This window comes from Streptomyces sp. NBC_00086 (assembly GCF_026343255.1).
Lineage (GTDB): Bacteria > Actinomycetota > Actinomycetes > Streptomycetales > Streptomycetaceae > Streptomyces.
Window position 1 is genome coordinate 3,293,781 of record NZ_JAPELZ010000001.1, and the last position, 15,371, is coordinate 3,309,151.

The 15,371-nt window shown below is 72.8% G+C and carries 15 protein-coding genes and 1 pseudogene; 1 reads left to right on the forward strand and 15 read right to left on the reverse strand.

Going from position 1 to position 15,371, the window contains the following annotated elements; genetic code table 11:
• The first annotated feature begins 7 nt into the window (after window positions 1-7).
• Complete coding sequence (locus OG276_RS14545) at window positions 8-1,258, forward strand: APC family permease (protein ID WP_266912808.1); 1,251 nt, start codon at window positions 8-10, stop codon at window positions 1,256-1,258.
• Here OG276_RS14545 and OG276_RS14550 read toward each other — a convergent pair.
• From OG276_RS14550 to OG276_RS14620, 15 genes and pseudogenes are all read right to left on the reverse strand, one after another.
• Complete coding sequence (locus OG276_RS14550; RefSeq protein ID WP_266905519.1) at window positions 1,242-1,493, reverse strand: hypothetical protein; 252 nt, start codon at window positions 1,491-1,493, stop codon at window positions 1,242-1,244. The genes OG276_RS14545 and OG276_RS14550 overlap by 17 nt on opposite strands.
• Complete coding sequence (locus OG276_RS14555) at window positions 1,481-1,786, reverse strand: hypothetical protein (RefSeq protein WP_266905521.1); 306 nt, start codon at window positions 1,784-1,786, stop codon at window positions 1,481-1,483. The genes OG276_RS14550 and OG276_RS14555 overlap by 13 nt, the downstream gene beginning before the upstream one ends.
• Before the next feature lie 79 nt (window positions 1,787-1,865).
• Window positions 1,866-2,816, reverse strand: a pseudogene (locus tag OG276_RS14560) (glycosyltransferase family 2 protein); the annotation flags it as partial.
• A gap of 198 nt (window positions 2,817-3,014) precedes the next feature.
• Complete coding sequence (locus OG276_RS14565; RefSeq protein ID WP_266905523.1) at window positions 3,015-3,407, reverse strand: YccF domain-containing protein; 393 nt, start codon at window positions 3,405-3,407, stop codon at window positions 3,015-3,017.
• Window positions 3,404-4,267, reverse strand: coding sequence for a zinc metalloprotease HtpX (gene htpX / locus OG276_RS14570; RefSeq protein ID WP_266905525.1), 864 nt, complete (start codon window positions 4,265-4,267; stop codon window positions 3,404-3,406). Before htpX ends, OG276_RS14565 begins: the two co-directional genes overlap by 4 nt.
• Window positions 4,268-4,570: 303 nt before the next feature.
• Window positions 4,571-6,154: an NADH-quinone oxidoreductase subunit N gene (locus OG276_RS14575; RefSeq protein ID WP_266905527.1), complete on the reverse strand. Its 1,584-nt coding sequence runs from the start codon at window positions 6,152-6,154 to the stop codon at window positions 4,571-4,573.
• Window positions 6,151-7,719, reverse strand: a complete 1,569-nt coding sequence (locus OG276_RS14580; protein WP_266912810.1) for a NuoM family protein — start codon at window positions 7,717-7,719, stop codon at window positions 6,151-6,153. Before OG276_RS14580 ends, OG276_RS14575 begins: the two co-directional genes overlap by 4 nt.
• A 38-nt stretch (window positions 7,720-7,757) precedes the next feature.
• Complete coding sequence (locus OG276_RS14585; protein WP_266905529.1) at window positions 7,758-9,815, reverse strand: NADH-quinone oxidoreductase subunit L; 2,058 nt, start codon at window positions 9,813-9,815, stop codon at window positions 7,758-7,760.
• Complete coding sequence (gene nuoK / locus OG276_RS14590) at window positions 9,812-10,192, reverse strand: NADH-quinone oxidoreductase subunit NuoK (protein ID WP_266905531.1); 381 nt, start codon at window positions 10,190-10,192, stop codon at window positions 9,812-9,814. Before nuoK ends, OG276_RS14585 begins: the two co-directional genes overlap by 4 nt.
• Window positions 10,192-10,797 carry an NADH-quinone oxidoreductase subunit J gene (locus OG276_RS14595; RefSeq protein ID WP_266905533.1) on the reverse strand — a complete coding sequence of 202 codons (606 nt, stop codon included), beginning with the start codon at window positions 10,795-10,797 and terminating at the stop codon, window positions 10,192-10,194. Before OG276_RS14595 ends, nuoK begins: the two co-directional genes overlap by 1 nt.
• Complete coding sequence (locus OG276_RS14600; RefSeq protein ID WP_266905534.1) at window positions 10,794-11,423, reverse strand: NADH-quinone oxidoreductase subunit I; 630 nt, start codon at window positions 11,421-11,423, stop codon at window positions 10,794-10,796. The genes OG276_RS14595 and OG276_RS14600 overlap by 4 nt, the downstream gene beginning before the upstream one ends.
• Window positions 11,424-12,392, reverse strand: a complete 969-nt coding sequence (locus OG276_RS14605) for a complex I subunit 1 family protein (RefSeq protein ID WP_266905536.1) — start codon at window positions 12,390-12,392, stop codon at window positions 11,424-11,426.
• A complete protein-coding gene (locus OG276_RS14610) occupies window positions 12,389-14,209 on the reverse strand; it encodes an NADH-quinone oxidoreductase subunit C (protein ID WP_266905538.1) in 1,821 nt (606 codons plus the stop codon). Before OG276_RS14610 ends, OG276_RS14605 begins: the two co-directional genes overlap by 4 nt.
• Entirely contained in the window at window positions 14,206-14,823 is a 618-nt protein-coding gene (locus OG276_RS14615; protein WP_266905539.1) for an NADH-quinone oxidoreductase subunit B, read from the reverse strand. Before OG276_RS14615 ends, OG276_RS14610 begins: the two co-directional genes overlap by 4 nt.
• Entirely contained in the window at window positions 14,814-15,221 is a 408-nt protein-coding gene (locus OG276_RS14620; RefSeq protein ID WP_266905541.1) for an NADH-quinone oxidoreductase subunit A, read from the reverse strand. The genes OG276_RS14615 and OG276_RS14620 overlap by 10 nt, the downstream gene beginning before the upstream one ends.
• Between the last annotated feature and the right edge of the window lie 150 nt (window positions 15,222-15,371).

A 15,371-nucleotide genomic window follows, 5' to 3' on the forward strand; every position in this document is an offset into this window, starting at 1 on the left:
GACCGCCATGAACGCCAACGCCATGCCCAACGAGATGAAGCGCACCCTGGGCGTCTTCGACGCGGTCGTCGTCGGGCTCGGAGCGATGATCGGCGCCGGGATCTTCGCCGCGCTGGCCCCGGCGGCGCGCGCGGCCGGCGGGGCGCTCCTCGCGGCGCTCGCGCTCGCGGCCCTGGTGGCCTACTGCAACGCGCACTCCTCGGCGCGGCTGGCCGCCCGGTATCCCTCCTCGGGCGGCACCTACGTGTACGGGCGCGAACGTCTCGGGCCCTTCTGGGGATATCTGGCCGGCTGGGGCTTCGTCGTCGGCAAGACGGCCTCCTGCGCGGCGATGGCCCTCACGGTCGGGGCCTACGCGTGGCCCGGGCAGCAGCACGCGGTGGCCGTGGCCGCGGTGGTGGCACTGACCGCGGCGAGCTACGGCGGGGTGCAGAAGTCCGCCCGGATCGCCCGGGTGATCGTGGCGGTGGTGCTGGCCGTCCTGGCCGGGGTCGTCGTGGCGTGCCTGTCCTCCGGCGCGGCCGACGCCGGCCGTCTCGGCGGCTCGGACTGGGCCGCCGCCGGGCTGCTCCAGGGCGCCGGGCTGCTGTTCTTCGCCTTCGCGGGCTACGCCCGGATCACCACCCTGGGCGAGGAGGTCCGCGACCCGGAGCGCACGATCCCGCGGGCGGTTCCGCTCGCCCTGGGGATCGCCCTGCTCGTCTACGCCGCGGTCTCGGTGGCGGCGCTCTCGGTGCTCGGCGCCGACGGGCTGGCGCGGTCGGCGGCTCCGCTGGCCGATGCCGTGCGCGCGGCCGGCTGGCCCGGACTGACTCCCGTCGTGCGGGTGGGGGCGGCCCTGGCGGCGCTGGGCTCGCTGCTGGCGCTCGTGCTCGGGGTGTCGCGGACCACCCTGGCGATGGCGCGGGACGGCCATCTGCCGCGCGCGCTGGCCGCCGTACATCCCCGGCATCAGGTGCCGCACCACGCCGAGCTGGCGGTGGGCGCCGTGGTGGCGGTGCTCGCGGCCACCACCGATCTGCGGGGCGCGATCGGTTTCTCCTCCTTCGGCGTGCTCGCCTATTACGCGATCGCGAACGCCTCCGCGTGGACTCTCGATTCAGGTGTCAAGGACCGGGCCGTGGCAGCGGTCGGGCTGTCCGGCTGTGTGGTGCTGGCCTGTGCGCTGCCCGCCGCGTCGACCGTCGCGGGGGCCTCGGTGCTTGCGCTGGGCGCGCTGGCCTACGGCGTGCGCCGGCGGCTCACACCCGGGGCCTGAAGCCCGCCCAGGGGGTCGGCTCCAGGTCCCGCTCCTCCCCCGCGCCCGCTTCCCCGCTGAACCGGTCGCTGCCCTCGAGCCGGCCGCGCAGCCAGTCGGCGAGGGTGGGCGATTCGAGGAACCAGACGGGGTCGGGATCGCCCGAGTTCGGTTCGAACAGCGGGACTTGGGCGGCTTCCGAGCGGCATTCCACGCAGGCGCGCAAGGCGCAGCCGAAGTCGGCTATGGGCAGCACGCCCTCGGGCCGGCGCGCGCACCGCGGTGTATTCGGCGGCGGCGCGCTCCAGGGACAGCAGGGGGCAGCAGGCCGCGCCCGGGGCCGAAGCCGCCGTCCGCGACCCGGGTGTGGAGGGCCGCGAGGAGGGGCGGCAGGGCGAAGCCGGAGGCGGCCTCGACCCGGTGCGGTTCCGCGCCGGGCAGGAGCGCCGGAAGGGGCATGGCAGGGATGCCGGTGGCCCCGTACCGCCCCTGGTGGGAGCGGTGCGCGCGACCGGCGACTTGCTTCAGCAACTGCTCGGTGTCGTTCATGCACACAGAGTGACATCCCCCACTGACAATCCCGCTGACCTGCGACTTCAGGGGATTTCAACCACTGCCTGCGGGGGTTTCAGTCCGGTTGGCGTTCCGGGTTCCGCGCCGGGGCCGCGTTCGAGTCGTACCCGACGAAGAAGGTGGGACGGCGCTGTACCGCCGTGTAGATGCGGCCGATGTACTCGCCGAGCAGGCCCACGCAGATCAGCTGCACCCCGCCGAGGAACAGCATCACGATGAACAGCGAGGTCCAGCCGGGGACGGTCTTGCCCTCCAGGTAGATCGCCAGGGTGGCGCCCACCATCAGCAGGCAGCCGAAGAAGCTGGCCACGCCCAGCCAGGTCGCCAGCCGCAGTGGAGCGGCGGAGAAGTTGATGACGCTGTCGACGCCGAGCCGGAGCATCTTGCTCAGCGGGTACTTGGTCTCGCCCGCCACCCGCTCCTCGCGCTGGTAGCTGACCTGGCCGCTGGGGAATCCGAGCCACGGCACGAGCAGCCGGTACACCTGGTGCTGGTCGGGCATGGCCTTGACCGCGTCGACCGCCGCGCGGCTCAGCAGCCGGAAGTCGCCCGCCTGCGCGGGCACCTGCTTGCCGACCAGGCGGCGCACCAGCCAGTAGTACGCACCGGCCGTGTGGCGTTTGAACCCGGTGTCGGTGCTCCGGTCTGCCCGGACCCCGTAGACGATGTCGAGGCCGTCCGCGCGGGCCAGGTCGAGCATCTCCGGGATCTTCTCCGGCGGGTCCTGGAGGTCCGCGTCGATGCTGGCCACGTACGCGCCCGAGGCGCTGTGCAGGCCCGCGGTCAGGGCGGCCTGGTGGCCGGAGTTCCCGCGCAGCCGCACGATCCGCAGCTCGGGCCATTTGGCCTGGAACTCGGTGAGCAGCTCCGCGGTGCGGTCCTTGCTGCCGTCGTCGACGGCGACGACCTCGTAGCGGACGGCCATGGAGTCGAGTGCCGGGCGCAGCCTGCCGACCAGGGCCGGCAGGGCGTCCTCCTCGTTGTACATCGGCACGACCACCGAGAGGGTCGTGGGGAGCTCGGAGTGCTCGGAGTGCCCTGAAGGCTCAGAGGGCTCAGAGGGCTCAGAGGGCTCAGAGGGCTCAGAGGGCTCAGTCGACATCGGTTCTTCCCTGCCCGTCGTGCGTGCCGCTCGTCCGCGTCACTCGTCCGCAACCCGGAACTTTAATACGAGTGGATGAGCCGGGTCCGGGCTCGGCGCTGCTCAGCGCGAGGCGAACGGAGCGTCCGTGGGGACGATCTCACGGCCGAGGGGGAGCAGGGAGAGCGGGACCATCTTGAAGTTGGCGATGCCGAACGGGATGCCGATGATCGTGAGGCACAGCGCGATGCCGGTGACGATGTGGCCGATGGCCAGCCACCAGCCCGCGAGGACCAGCCACAGCACGTTCCCGATGCAGGACGCGGCGCCCGCGTCACGCCGCTCGACGGCCGTGTACCCGAAGGGCCACAGCGCGTACACCGCGATGCGGAACGAGGCTATGCCGAAGGGGATTCCGATGATGGTGATGCAGAGGATCACACCCGCCAGGCAGTAGCCCAGGAAGAGCCAGACTCCGCTGAGGACGAGCCAAATGAGATTCAGGATGGTCTTCACTGACTGCGGCCTGCCATCTGTTCGAGCCGGGCGATGCGCTCGGCCATCGGAGGATGCGTGGAAAACATTCTGGACAATCCCTCGCCGGGACGGAAGGGATTGGCGATCATCATGTGGCTCGCGGTCTCCAGTCGCGGCTCGGCCGGCAGCGGGAGCTGTTTGGTACCGGCGTCCAGCTTGCGCAGGGCGCTGGCGAGGGCGAGCGGGTCCCCGGTGAGCTGGGCCCCGGAGGCGTCCGCCTCGTACTCGCGCGAGCGGCTGATGGCGAGCTGGATCACGGAGGCCGCCAGCGGGCCCAGGATCATGATCAGCAGCATGCCGAAGAGCCCGGGCCCCTCGTCGTCGTTGGAGCGGCCGATGGGGATCAGCCAGGCGAAGTTGACCAGGAACATGATCACCGAGGCGAGGGCGCCCGCGACGGACGAGATGAGGATGTCGCGGTTGTAGACGTGGCTGAGCTCGTGGCCGATGACCCCGCGCAGCTCGCGCTCGTCGAGTATGCGCAGGATGCCCTCGGTGCAGCAGACCGCGGCGTTGCGCGGGTTGCGGCCGGTGGCGAACGCGTTGGGGGCCTCGGTCGGGGAGATGTAGAGGCGGGGCATGGGCTGGCGTGCGGACGTGGAGAGCTCGCGCACCATGCGGTAGAGCTCGGGTGCCTCGAACTCGCTGACGGGGCGGGCCCGCATCGCGCGTAGAGCCAGCTTGTCGCTGTTCCAGTACGCGTACGCGTTGGTGCCCAGGGCCACGAAGACGGCGACGATCAGGCCGCCCCGGCCGAAGAAGCTGCCGATGAGGATGATGAGGGCCGACAGACCACCGAGGAGTACGGCGGTCTTCAGCCCGTTGTGCCGGCGGTGCACGGTGCGCCCTCCAAGTGGTGCGGCAGGGGGACCCGTCCAGGATCTGGGGATCGGAGGGCCTACGGTCCAGTGGACCCTCCCTTCCTGGTCAACGCGAGGTGAGCGCGGCAGGTTCCCCGGGCGCGCCCGGCCCCGCCGCCCCGGTGGGCCGGGGGGCGGGGGCGCGGCGGGCGCGGTGGAGGTTGGGCCGTACGGGTTACGGGCGCGGGGCAGGCCACGGCTCCGGCAGGCCTCCCGGGGCGCTCCGGCGCGGCTCTGCGGCCCTACAGCTCTACAGCCCTACAGCCCTACAGCTCTACAGCTCTACAGCGGGAAGAGGCTGCCCGAGGCGAAGCGCAGGACGAGCTGCGGGGCGCCCGAGAGGACCAGGGCGGTGGCGGCCGTGAGCACGATGGCCGCCGTGACCGGCCAGGGGGTCCTCGTACGGGGCTGCGCGCCCTGCTGGGTGCCCTCCTGGGCCGCGTCCGTGTCGGGGGCGCGGAAGAGCAGGGCGGTCCAGCGCAGGTAGTAGTACAGCGCGATGACGACGTTGACGGCCATGACCACGGCGAGCCAGCCCAGTCCCGCGTCGACCGCCGAGCGGAAGACGGTGACCTTGGCGAAGAGCCCGATGATGCCCGGCGGCAGACCGGCCAGGCAGAGCAGGAAGAAGGCCATCGCGAGGGCGGCGAGCGGGCTCTCGGCGTACAGGCCCCGGTAGTCGGAGAGCCGGTGCAGGGGCTTCGTACGGGCCACCAGGGCGGCCACGGCGAAGGCGCCGAGGTTCACGGCGGCGTACATGAGGGCGTAGGCGACGGTGGAGCCGATCTGGTCGCGCCCGGCGTAGGCGGCGGCCGCGATCGGGACCAGCAGGTAGCCGGCCTGGCCGACGGAGGACCAGGCGAGCAGCCGTACGGCGCCGCCCGGGCGGTCCGCGGACTGGCGCAGGGCGGCCGCGTTGCCGAGGGTCATGGTGAGCGCGGCCAGGACGGCGAGGGCCGGTCCCCAGACGTCGGAGTACGCCGGGAAGGCGATCACGGTGACGAGGATGAGGCCCGTGAAGCCGACGGCCTTGCCGATGACCGACAGGTATCCGGCGACGGGCAGCGGGGCGCCGACGTAGGTGTCCGGGACCCAGAAGTGGAAGGGGACGGCGGCCGTCTTGAAGGCGAAGCCGACCAGGGTGAGCGCGACTCCGGCCATGGCGAGGGTGTCGAGCTGCCCGGGGACGCTTTCGAGCCGGTCGGCGACCTGGGTGAGGTGCAGGGAGCCGGTGGCGGCGTAGACGAAGCTGACGCCCATCAGGGACACGGCGGTGGCGGTGACCGAGGACAGGAAGAACTTGAGGGCGGCCTCGGAGGAGAGCCGGTCGCCGCGCCGCATGCCGACGAGGGCGAAGGCGGGCAGCGAGGCGACTTCGAGGGCCACGATCAGGGTGGCGAGGTCGCGGGAGGCAGGCAGCAGGGCCGCGCCGGCTGCGGAGGAGAGCAGCAGGAACCAGTACTCGCCGGCGGGCATGCGCGCCTCGCGGACGGCCGTGACCGACAGCAGGGCGGTGATCAGGGCGCCGCCCAGGACGAGGAACTGGACGACGAGCGCGAAGTGGTCGGCGGCGTAGCTGCACGCGGCGGGGTCCGCCGTACCGGGTCCGGTGAGGCAGAAGGTGCTGCGGTCGCCGGCGCGCAGCGGCAGCAGGGTGGCGGTCGCGGCGGCCAGTCCGGCGACGGAGATCCAGCCGAGCAGCGGCTTGCGGCGCTCCGGCAGGAAGAGGTCGGCGACCAGGACGAGGAGGCCGACGGCTGCGGTGATGACGACCGGCGCGATGGCGAGCCAGTCGACGGACTGGACCATGCCGGGTCCGTCGGCGGCGGCGATGGCGGTGCTGATGGTGGGGCGAAGGACCGTCATGAGTTCCCTCCCGCGAGGAGCTTCTGGACGGCCGGGTCGGTGAGGCCGAGGAGGACCGCGGGCCACAGGCCGGCGAGGAGGGTGAGGGCGACGAGCGGGGTCCAGGCGGCGTACTCGTAGCGCTGGATGTCCGCGAGGACCACGGGGGCGGCGGCGCCTTCGCGCGCGGTCTTCGGGTCGCCCATGCACACCCGCCGTACGACGATCAGAAGATAGGCGGCGGTGAGCAGGGTGCCGAACGCTCCGACGGCCATGTAGGTGAGGAACGCGGGCCGCGACAGGCCCTCGGCGGGGTCGAACGCGCCGAAGAGCGCCAGCATCTCGCCCCAGAAGCCGGCCAGGCCGGGGAGTCCGAGCGAGGCGATGGCGGCGAAGGCGAGGAGGGCGCCGAAGCGGGGGGCGCGGCCGTAGAGGGCCGCTCCGGTGGCTCCGGCGAGGGTGTCGAGGTCGGCCGTGCCGTAACGGTCCTTGAGGGCGCCGACGAGGAAGAAGAGGAGGCCGGTGATCAGGCCGTGCGCGACGTTGGCGAACAGCGCGCCGTTGACGCCGGTGGGGGTCATGGACGCGATGCCCAGGAGGACGAAGCCCATGTGGCCGACGGAGGAGTACGCGATGAGGCGCTTGAGGTCGCCCTTGTTGCCCTTGCGGGCGAGGGCGAGGCAGGCCAGGGACCCATAGACGATGCCCACGGCGGCGAAGGCGCCCAGGTACGGGGCGAAGGTGGCCATGCCGTCGGGGGTGGCGGGCAGCAGGATCCGGACGAACCCGTAGGTGCCCATCTTCAGCAGGACGCCCGCGAGGAGGACGGAGCCGACGGTGGGGGCGGCGGTGTGGGCGTCCGGCAGCCAGCTGTGCAGCGGCCACATCGGGGTCTTCACGGCGAGGCCGATCCCGATGGCGAGAACGGCCAGGACCTGGGTGGTGTGGGACAGTTCGCGGCCGTTGTCAGAGGCGAGTGCCACCATGTCGAAAGTGCCGCTTTTCAGTCCGATCAGCAGCAGACCGAGCAGCATGACGACGGAGCCGAGGAGCGTGTAGAGGATGAACTTCCAGGCGGCGGCCTGCCGCTGAGCACCGCCCCAGCGGGCGATGAGGAAGTACATCGGGATGAGGACCATCTCGAAGGCGAGGAAGAACAGCAGCAGGTCGAGGACGGCGAAGGTGGCGAGGGTGCCGGACTCCAGGACCAGGAGCAGGGCGACGAAGGCCTTCGCGGAGGGGCCCGCGGGGAGCTTGAAGTAGCTGTAGAGCGCGCAGAGGAAGAACAGCAGCGCGGTCATCAGGAGGAGGGGGAGCGAGATGCCGTCGATGCCGAGGTGGATCCGGACGTTCAGCGCCTGGATCCAGCTGATGTCCGTCGTGGCCTGGAAGCGGGACGGGGCGTCGTGGTCGAAGCCCACGGCGAGGACGACCGCCGCGGCGAGGATCGCACCGGTCACGGTCACGCCGTGGCGCAGTACGGCCTGTTCGGGGCTCTTGCCCTTCAGTCCGGGCGGGGCCGGCAGGAGGGCGGCGACGGCGCCGACGAGCGGGCCGGCCACGACGAACGCCAGAAGGAACTGCATCACGGACGGGCTGATATCAATCACGGCTGACTCACGGCTCACGATCCGGCGTTGACGTTGGCGAGGACGGCGGTGGCGATCGCCAGGACCACGGCGCCGGCGAGCAGGGCACTCAGGTAGCTCTGCACGTTGCCGGTCTGGGCGCGGCGTACGAGGCCGCCGAGCAGCCGGGGGCCAAGACCCGCGCCACGGACGTACGAGTCCACGACCTCGCGGTCGAGGAAGCGTACGAGGGCTGCGGCGGCTCGGACGGGGCGGACGAACAGGCGGTCGTAGACGGCGTCGAGGTGGAAGCCGACGGCGGCGTGCCGGTGCAGCGGGCCGAGCAGCGCGCGGCCGGGGTCGGCGGCGGGGGCCGTGGAGACGACCGGGTGGTCGTGGGTGACCTGGCCGACTTCGGGGCTCTCCGCGGCGGACTCGGCGGCGGCGACGGCCGCGGACACCGCGGCGGAGGCGGACACCGTGGCGGTGGCGGGCGCTCCGGCGGTGGCGGGCGCTCCGGCGGGGCCGGCCGGGGCCAGGGCGGCCTGGGCCTTGGCGCGCTGCCACAGGGCGTAGGTGAGGACCGCGCCGACGGCGGCGGCGCCGGTGCCGAGGACCGAGGTGGTCAGCGACGGGGTGAGCTCGCGGCCGTCGAAGAAGTCGGAGAGGGGCCCGGCCAGCAGGCCGAAGCCCACGGACGGGACGGCGAGCAGCCACAGCACGCCGGTCATGGCGACGGGCTCCTTGCCGTGGTCGGGGGCGGCAGCGCCCCGGCCGCGGAAGGCCATCAGCCAGAGCCGGGTGGCGTAGGCGGCGGTGAGCAGGGCGGTCAGCACGCCGGCGACGAGGACCACCCAGCCGGCCGCGCTCGGGGCGAACTCCGAGTGGCCGCCGGCGGTGTGCTCGGCTGCGACGAGGACGGCTTCCTTGGAGAAGAAGCCGGCGAAGGGCGGGAAGGCGGCGAGCGCGAGCAGCGCGATCGTCATCGTCCAGAAGGCGTCGGGGATGCGCTTGGCCAGGCCGTCCATGCGGGACATGGCGGCCAGCGAGTTCGTCCCCGCGGCGTGGATGATCACGCCGGCGCCGAGGAACAGGAGCGCCTTGAAGGCGCCGTGGGACAGGAGGTGGAAGACGGCGGCCGCGCGGTCGCCGACGGCCAGGGCCCCGGTCATGTAGCCGAGCTGGCCGATCGTGGAGTAGGCGAGCACCCGCTTGATGTCGTCCTGGGCCAGGGCGGCGAGGGCGGAGCCGACCATCGTCACGGCCGCCATGACGGCCAGGACCACCAGCGCGGCCCGGGAGGCCGCGAAGACGGGGAGGAGGCGGGCCACGAAGTAGACACCGGCGGCGACCATCGTCGCGGCGTGGATCAGCGCGGAGACCGGGGTGGGGCCCGCCATGGCGTCCGGAAGCCAGGTGTGCAGCGGGAACTGCGCGGACTTGCCCGCGACTCCGGCCAGCAGGAGCAGGGCGATGAGCGTCGGGTGGTCGAGCCCGCCCGCGGCGACGGTGCCCAGGATCTTGGTGATCCGGAAGGACCCGGCGTCGGTGGCGAGCGCGAACAGGCCGATGAGGAAGGGGACGTCGCCCAGCTTGGTGACGAGGAAGGCCTTCAGGGAGGCGGAGCGGGCCGCCTCGGTCTCCCAGTAGTGGCCGACCAGGAAGTACGAGCAGATGCCCATGATCTCCCAGCCGACCAGCAGCACCATCAGGTCGCCGGAGTAGACGACGAGCAGCATGGCGGAGGTGAACAGTGAGACCAGGGCTGCGTAGGACGGGTAGCGCGGGTCCTCGCGCAGGTACGCCGTCGAGTAGATCTGCACGCAGGTGGCGACGACGCCCACGAGGACGGCCACCATGACGGCGAAGCCGTCCAGGTGGAGCGAGAGCTCGATGGGCACGGAGCCGGTCGGGGTCAGCTCGGTCGCCGTGTCGATCGCCTTGCCGCCGGCCTGGCGGAAGGCGACCAGGACCGCGAGGACGGCGGCGGCCAGCGTCGGCAGGACGGCGAGCGGCTTGACGAAGCCGGGGGCGGTGCGGCCGAGCAGCAGTCCCGCCAGCGCGCCCAGGAAGGGCAGGAGGGGGACCAGTACGGCGAGGGTCGGGGTGCTCACGCGGCGGCTCCGGTCGCAGGGTTCGCGCTGTCCGGGTTCACGCCGGCCGGGTTCGAGCCGGCCGGCTCGTGGCCCTCGGCGGTGTCGCGCAGTCGGTCCACGTCCGCGGTGCCCCGGTTGCGGTAGACCATCAGCACGATCGCGAGGCCGATGCCGATCTCGGCGGCGGCGATGGCGATGGTGAAGAGGGTGAGGGCCTGGCCGGCGTGCAGGCTGTCGCGCAGCCAGACGTCGAAGGCCACCAGGTTGAGGTTGACGGCGTTGAGCATCAGCTCGACGGACATCAGGACCAGGATGGCGTTGCGGCGGGCGAGGACTCCGTACAGGCCCGTGCAGAAGAGGAGCGCCGCCAGCACGGCGGGGTAGGCGAGGTGCATCAGCGCTGCCCCTTCTTGTCGGTGGCGGGAGCGGCGGGGGGCGCGGCGGCGGGGGGCGCGCTCTCGGGCGTGTCCTTGCGGGACAGCACGATGGCGCCGATCAGGGCCGCGAGGAGGAGGACGGAGAGCGCCTCGAAGGGCAGCACCCAGTGCCGGAAGAGGATCTCTCCCGAGACCTTGGTGGAGCCCTGGGCGGGGCCGTCGAGGTCGATCCAGGTGGTGCGGAAGGCGTCGACGACCACCCAGACGAGCGCGGCGGCCGCGACGAGGGCGACGCCGAGCGCGACCGGGCGGTTGCCCGAGTCGGCGTCCGGTGAGCGGCCGATGGGGGCCTTGGTGAGCATCAGCCCGAAGAGGAGGAGGACGACCACGGAACCGAGGTAGATCAGCACCTGGACCCAGGCGATGAACTCGGCGGTCAGGAGCAGGTACTCGACGGCGACCCCGCCGAGCGCGACGACCAGCCACAGGGCGGCGTGCACGAGCTGCTTGGTGGTGACCGTGACGGCGGCCGCGCCGAGGGTGGCGAGGCCGACGAGGACGAAGGCGATCTCGACGCCGGTCGGGGAGAGGAAGCCGTTGCCTTGGGCGGCTGCGGTGATCACGCGTCTCCTTCCGGGGCCGGGGCCGGGGCCGGGGCCTGGGCCTGGGCCTGGGCCGTGGTGTCGGGGTTCGCCTCGGCGGCTGCGGCAGCGGCGGCTGCCGCGGCGGCGGTCTCCGCCTTCTCCACGGCCTTGCGGGCTGCCGCGATCTCCTTGGGCTCCTCGGCGGCCGGGTCCAGGGCGGGCGGGGCCGGGACGGTCCACATCCACTCGCGCAGCTTGTCGCGCTCGTGGGTCAGTTCGTGGATGTCGGTCTCGGCGTACTCGAACTCCGGCGACCAGAACAGCGCGTCGAAGGGGCACACCTCGATGCAGATGCCGCAGTACATGCAGAGGGAGAAGTCGATGGCGAAGCGGTCGAGGACGTTGCGGCTGCGCTCACGGCCACCGGGGGCGGCGGCCGGCAGCGTCTCCTTGTGGGAGTCGATGTAGATGCACCAGTCGGGGCACTCGCGTGCGCACAGCATGCAGACCGTGCAGTTCTCCTCGAACAGGCCGATGACCCCGCGCGAGCGCGGGGGGAGTTCGGGCTGCACCTCGGGGTACTGGGCGGTGTGCGAGCGCTTCGTCATCGTGCGCAGCGTGACGGCCAGGCCCTTGGCGAGGCCGGAGCCGGGGATGGGAGGCATTTACTGGATCGCCACCTTCACGATGCCGGTGAGCGCGATCTGGGCGAGCGCGAGCGGGATGAGTACGGTCCAGGCGAGCTTCTGGAGCTGGTCCTCGCGCAGCCGGGGGTAGCTCACGCGGAGCCAGATCACCACGAAGGAGAGCGCGGCGATCTTGAGCAGGGTCCAGACCCAGCCGAAGTCGTCGCCGCCGAAGGGGCCGTGCCAGCCGCCCAGGAAGAGGACGGTGGTGAGGGCGCACAGGACGACGATGCCGGCGTACTCGGCGAGCAGGAACAGCGCGAAGCGCAGGCCGGTGTACTCGGTGTACGCGCCGAAGATGATCTCGGAGTCGGCGACGGGCATGTCGAAGGGGGGCCGCTGGAGTTCGGCGAGGCCGGCGGTGAAGAAGACGAGCCCGCCGACGATCTGCCAGGGCAGCCACCACCACTCGAAGGCGCCGACGATGCCGGGGAGCGACACCGTTCCGGCGGCCATGGCGACCGAGGCCGCCGCGAGCAGCATGGGGAGCTCGTAGGCGAGCAGCTGGGCGGCGGTGCGGAGGCCTCCGAGGAGGGAGAACTTGTTCGCGGAGGCCCAGCCGGCCATGAGCGAGCCGAGCACGCCGATGCCCATGACGGCGAGCGCGAAGAACAGCCCGGCGTCGATGACCTGGCCGACGGCGCCCTCGCCGGGGCCGATCGGGATGGCGAGGAGGACCAGGAGGTACGGGAGGAGCGCGACGGCGGGGGCGATCTGGAAGACGCGGCGGTCGGCGTTGGCCGGGACGATGTCTTCCTTCTGCGCGAACTTGACTCCGTCGGCGACGAGCTGGGCCCAGCCGTGGAAGCCGCCGGCGTACATGGGGCCGAGGCGGCCCTGCATGTGGGCCATCACCTTGTGCTCGGCCTGCCCGACGACGAGCGGGAGCACGAGGAAGACGGCGAAGACGACGATCAGCCGCAGGGCGACGTCGAGGACGTCGTTCACGCGGCGCCTCCGGTGGGGTCGTTGGGGGTGGGGTCCGCGGGGTCCGCCTTGGGGGCGGACTCGGACTCGGAATCGGGCTCCTGCCCGGCCCCGGCGGAGCCCGGCGGGGCGGCGGCCGGGGTGGCGGGAGCCGCAGGGGTGGCCGGAGTTGCTGGGCTAGTCGGGTCGGCCGGAGCCGCCGACGTGGCCGGAGCTTCCGGGGTGGCCGGAGCAGCCGGGGTCGACGGTTCGGCCGGGGCTGCCGGTTCGGCCGGGGTCGACGATTCGGCCGGGGTGGCCGGAGCCGCCGGGGTGGCCGGAGCCGCCGGGGTCGCTGGAGCCGCCGGGGTCGCCGGTTCGGCCGGGGTCGACGATTCGGCCGGAGCAGCCGGGGTGGCCGGAGCAGCCGGGGTGGCCGGTTCGGCCGGAGCAGCCGGGGTGGCCGGAGCAGCCGGGGTGGCCGGTTCGGCCGGAGCAGCCGGGGTGGCCGGAGCAGCCGGGGTGGCCGGTTCGGCCGGAGCAGCCGGGGTGGCCGGAGCGGCCTGGTCCGCCGGTTCGGCGGGGGTGGCCGGAGCGGCCGGAGTGGCCGTAGGGGTGTCGAAGGCGGGCTTCGGGTTGTGCCAGGGGGCGTCCGCGCTGCCGCGTACCGGGCGGGCGGGGGCCTGTGGTTCCGCCGTGGGCGCGGCCTCGGCTTCGGCCGGGGCTGCTGCCTGGCTCGCGGAGCCGTCCGCCACCGAGCGGGTACGGCGGACCGGACGGGCCGGGGCCGGGCTCGCTTCCGCCGGCGTTGCCGCGGCGTCGGCCGGCGTCGCCACCGGCCGGGCGGGGGTGGCTTCTGCCGAAGCCGGGGTCGATCCTGCGGCCAAGGCCTCCGACTGGCTCGCGGAGCCGTCCGCCACCGAGCGGGAGCGGCGCGCCGGGCGGGCCGGGGACGCTTCCGCCGAAGTTGCCGAGGCTTCGGGCAGGGCCGTCGGGGGCTCCGGCTGGGCGGGGGTGGTTGCCGCCGGGGGCGGGGTTGCTCCCGTGGACAGGGCCTCCGACTGGCTCGCCGAGCCGTCCGCTACCGAGCGGGTACGGCGGACCGGACGGGCCGGGGACGCATCGGACGGGGGTGCCGGGGCTTCGGACGCGGGCGGGGTGGCTTCGCGGGGGGTGCGGGCCGGGCGGTCGCCCGCTGCGCGCGGGGTGCGGGCCGGGCGGTCGCCGGGGGCGCCCGCCGCCGCGCGGGGGGTGCGGGCGGGGCGGGTGGGGGCCGGGGGGAGCTGGCCCTTCATCGGGCCCCAGTCGTTGGGGTCGGGTACGCCCGGCGGGAGCATCTGGCGGCGCTTCGGGGCGTCGGGGTCGTGTGCCTCGCCCGGCTCCTTCGCGCCCGGCCAGGCCTTGGCGACCCGCGCCGCGAGGACGAAGTCCTTGCGCAGCGGGTGGCCCTCGAAGTTCTCGGGGAGGAGGAGCGGGACGAGGTTCGGGTGGTCCGTGAACGCGACCCCGAACATCTCCCAGGTCTCGCGCTCATGCCATTCGGCGCCGGCGTAGACGGAGACGGCCGAGGGCAGGGAGGGCGCCGAGTGCGGGACGGTGGTCCGCAGCAGGAGGCGGCGTACGCGGTGGTTCTCCAGGGAGACCACGTGCGCGCAGATGCGGAAGCCCGTGCCCGGCTCGTCGACCGCGCTCAGCCAGTCGAAGTAGGTGCAGCCCAGCTTGTCGCGGGCGATCTCCAGGGCGGGGATCCAGCTCGCAGTGGGGACGTCGACCGTGAGGACGGAGTACGCGAAGGAGCCGACGGCTTCCTCGCCGAAGACCGTTCCCGCCGCGTCGGGGAGGGAGTCGTAGAGGTTCACGCGTCCGTCCCGGGAGCGGGGGGAGGAGTTACCAGGCCGCTCGTGAGCTGGGCCGGGGACGGCGCGGGGGTGTTCGCGTAGCGCTCCGCCAGCGATTCGCGGGCGATCTTCTCCTGGAGCTTGAGGATGCCCTGGAGCAGCGCCTCGGGGCGGGGCGGGCAGCCGGGGACGTAGACGTCGACCGGGATGATCTGGTCGACGCCCTTGGTCACCGAGTACGAGTCCCAGTACGGGCCGCCGCAGTTGGAGCAGGCGCCGAAGGAGATCACGTACTTGGGCTCGGGCATCTGCTCGTACAGCCGCTTGACGGCCGGGGCCATCTTGTCCGTCACCGTGCCGGAGACGATCATGAGGTCCGCCTGGCGCGGGCCGGGCGCGAAGGGGATGACGCCGAGCCGGATGAAGTCGTGCCGGGCCATCGACGCCGCGATGAACTCGATCGCGCAGCAGGCGAGGCCGAAGTTGAAGACCCACAGGCTGTAGCGGCGGCCCCAGTTGAGGACCACCTTCATGGGCTCGGGCGCGAGGCGGGACAGGACGCCCAGCCGCTTCGGCTCCGGGAGCAGCTGCGGCTCCGACGGCACGGCCGGGGTACCGGCCGGGGTCACAGCCATTCGAGGACGCCCTTCTTGTACGCGTAGAGCAGGCCGACGGCCAGGAAGCCGAGGAAGACGAACATCTCCACCAGCGTCGTGGCGCCGTAACCGGCGGCGGCGAACACCGTCGCCCAGGGGAAGAGGAAGATCGAGTCGACGGCGAAGATGACGTAGAGGAAGGCGTAGACGTAGTAGCGGACCTGGGTGTGCGCCCAGCCCTCGCCGACCGGGTCCACGCCGCACTCGTAGGTCAGCAGCTTCTCGCGGGTCGGGACGGACGGGCTCAGCAGACGGTTGGCGCCGAACGCCACCGCCACGAAGAGCACGCCGAGCGCGGCCAGGAGGCCGACGACCGAATACGTCCGGAAGTAGTCCGCGGCGAGCACGGATACGGTCGATACCGTTGGTTCGGGCACGTCCGTTCCTCGTTCCTCGGCCACTGTCGACGATCAGGTTGATCTGGTACGGACGGGAGTCTAGGGCCTGGGGTCCACGGGGTGGGGTTATCCCCCGTTTACCTCGGCCCGGCTACCCCATGGCATCGGACCTCCGCGCTTGGCAGGGTG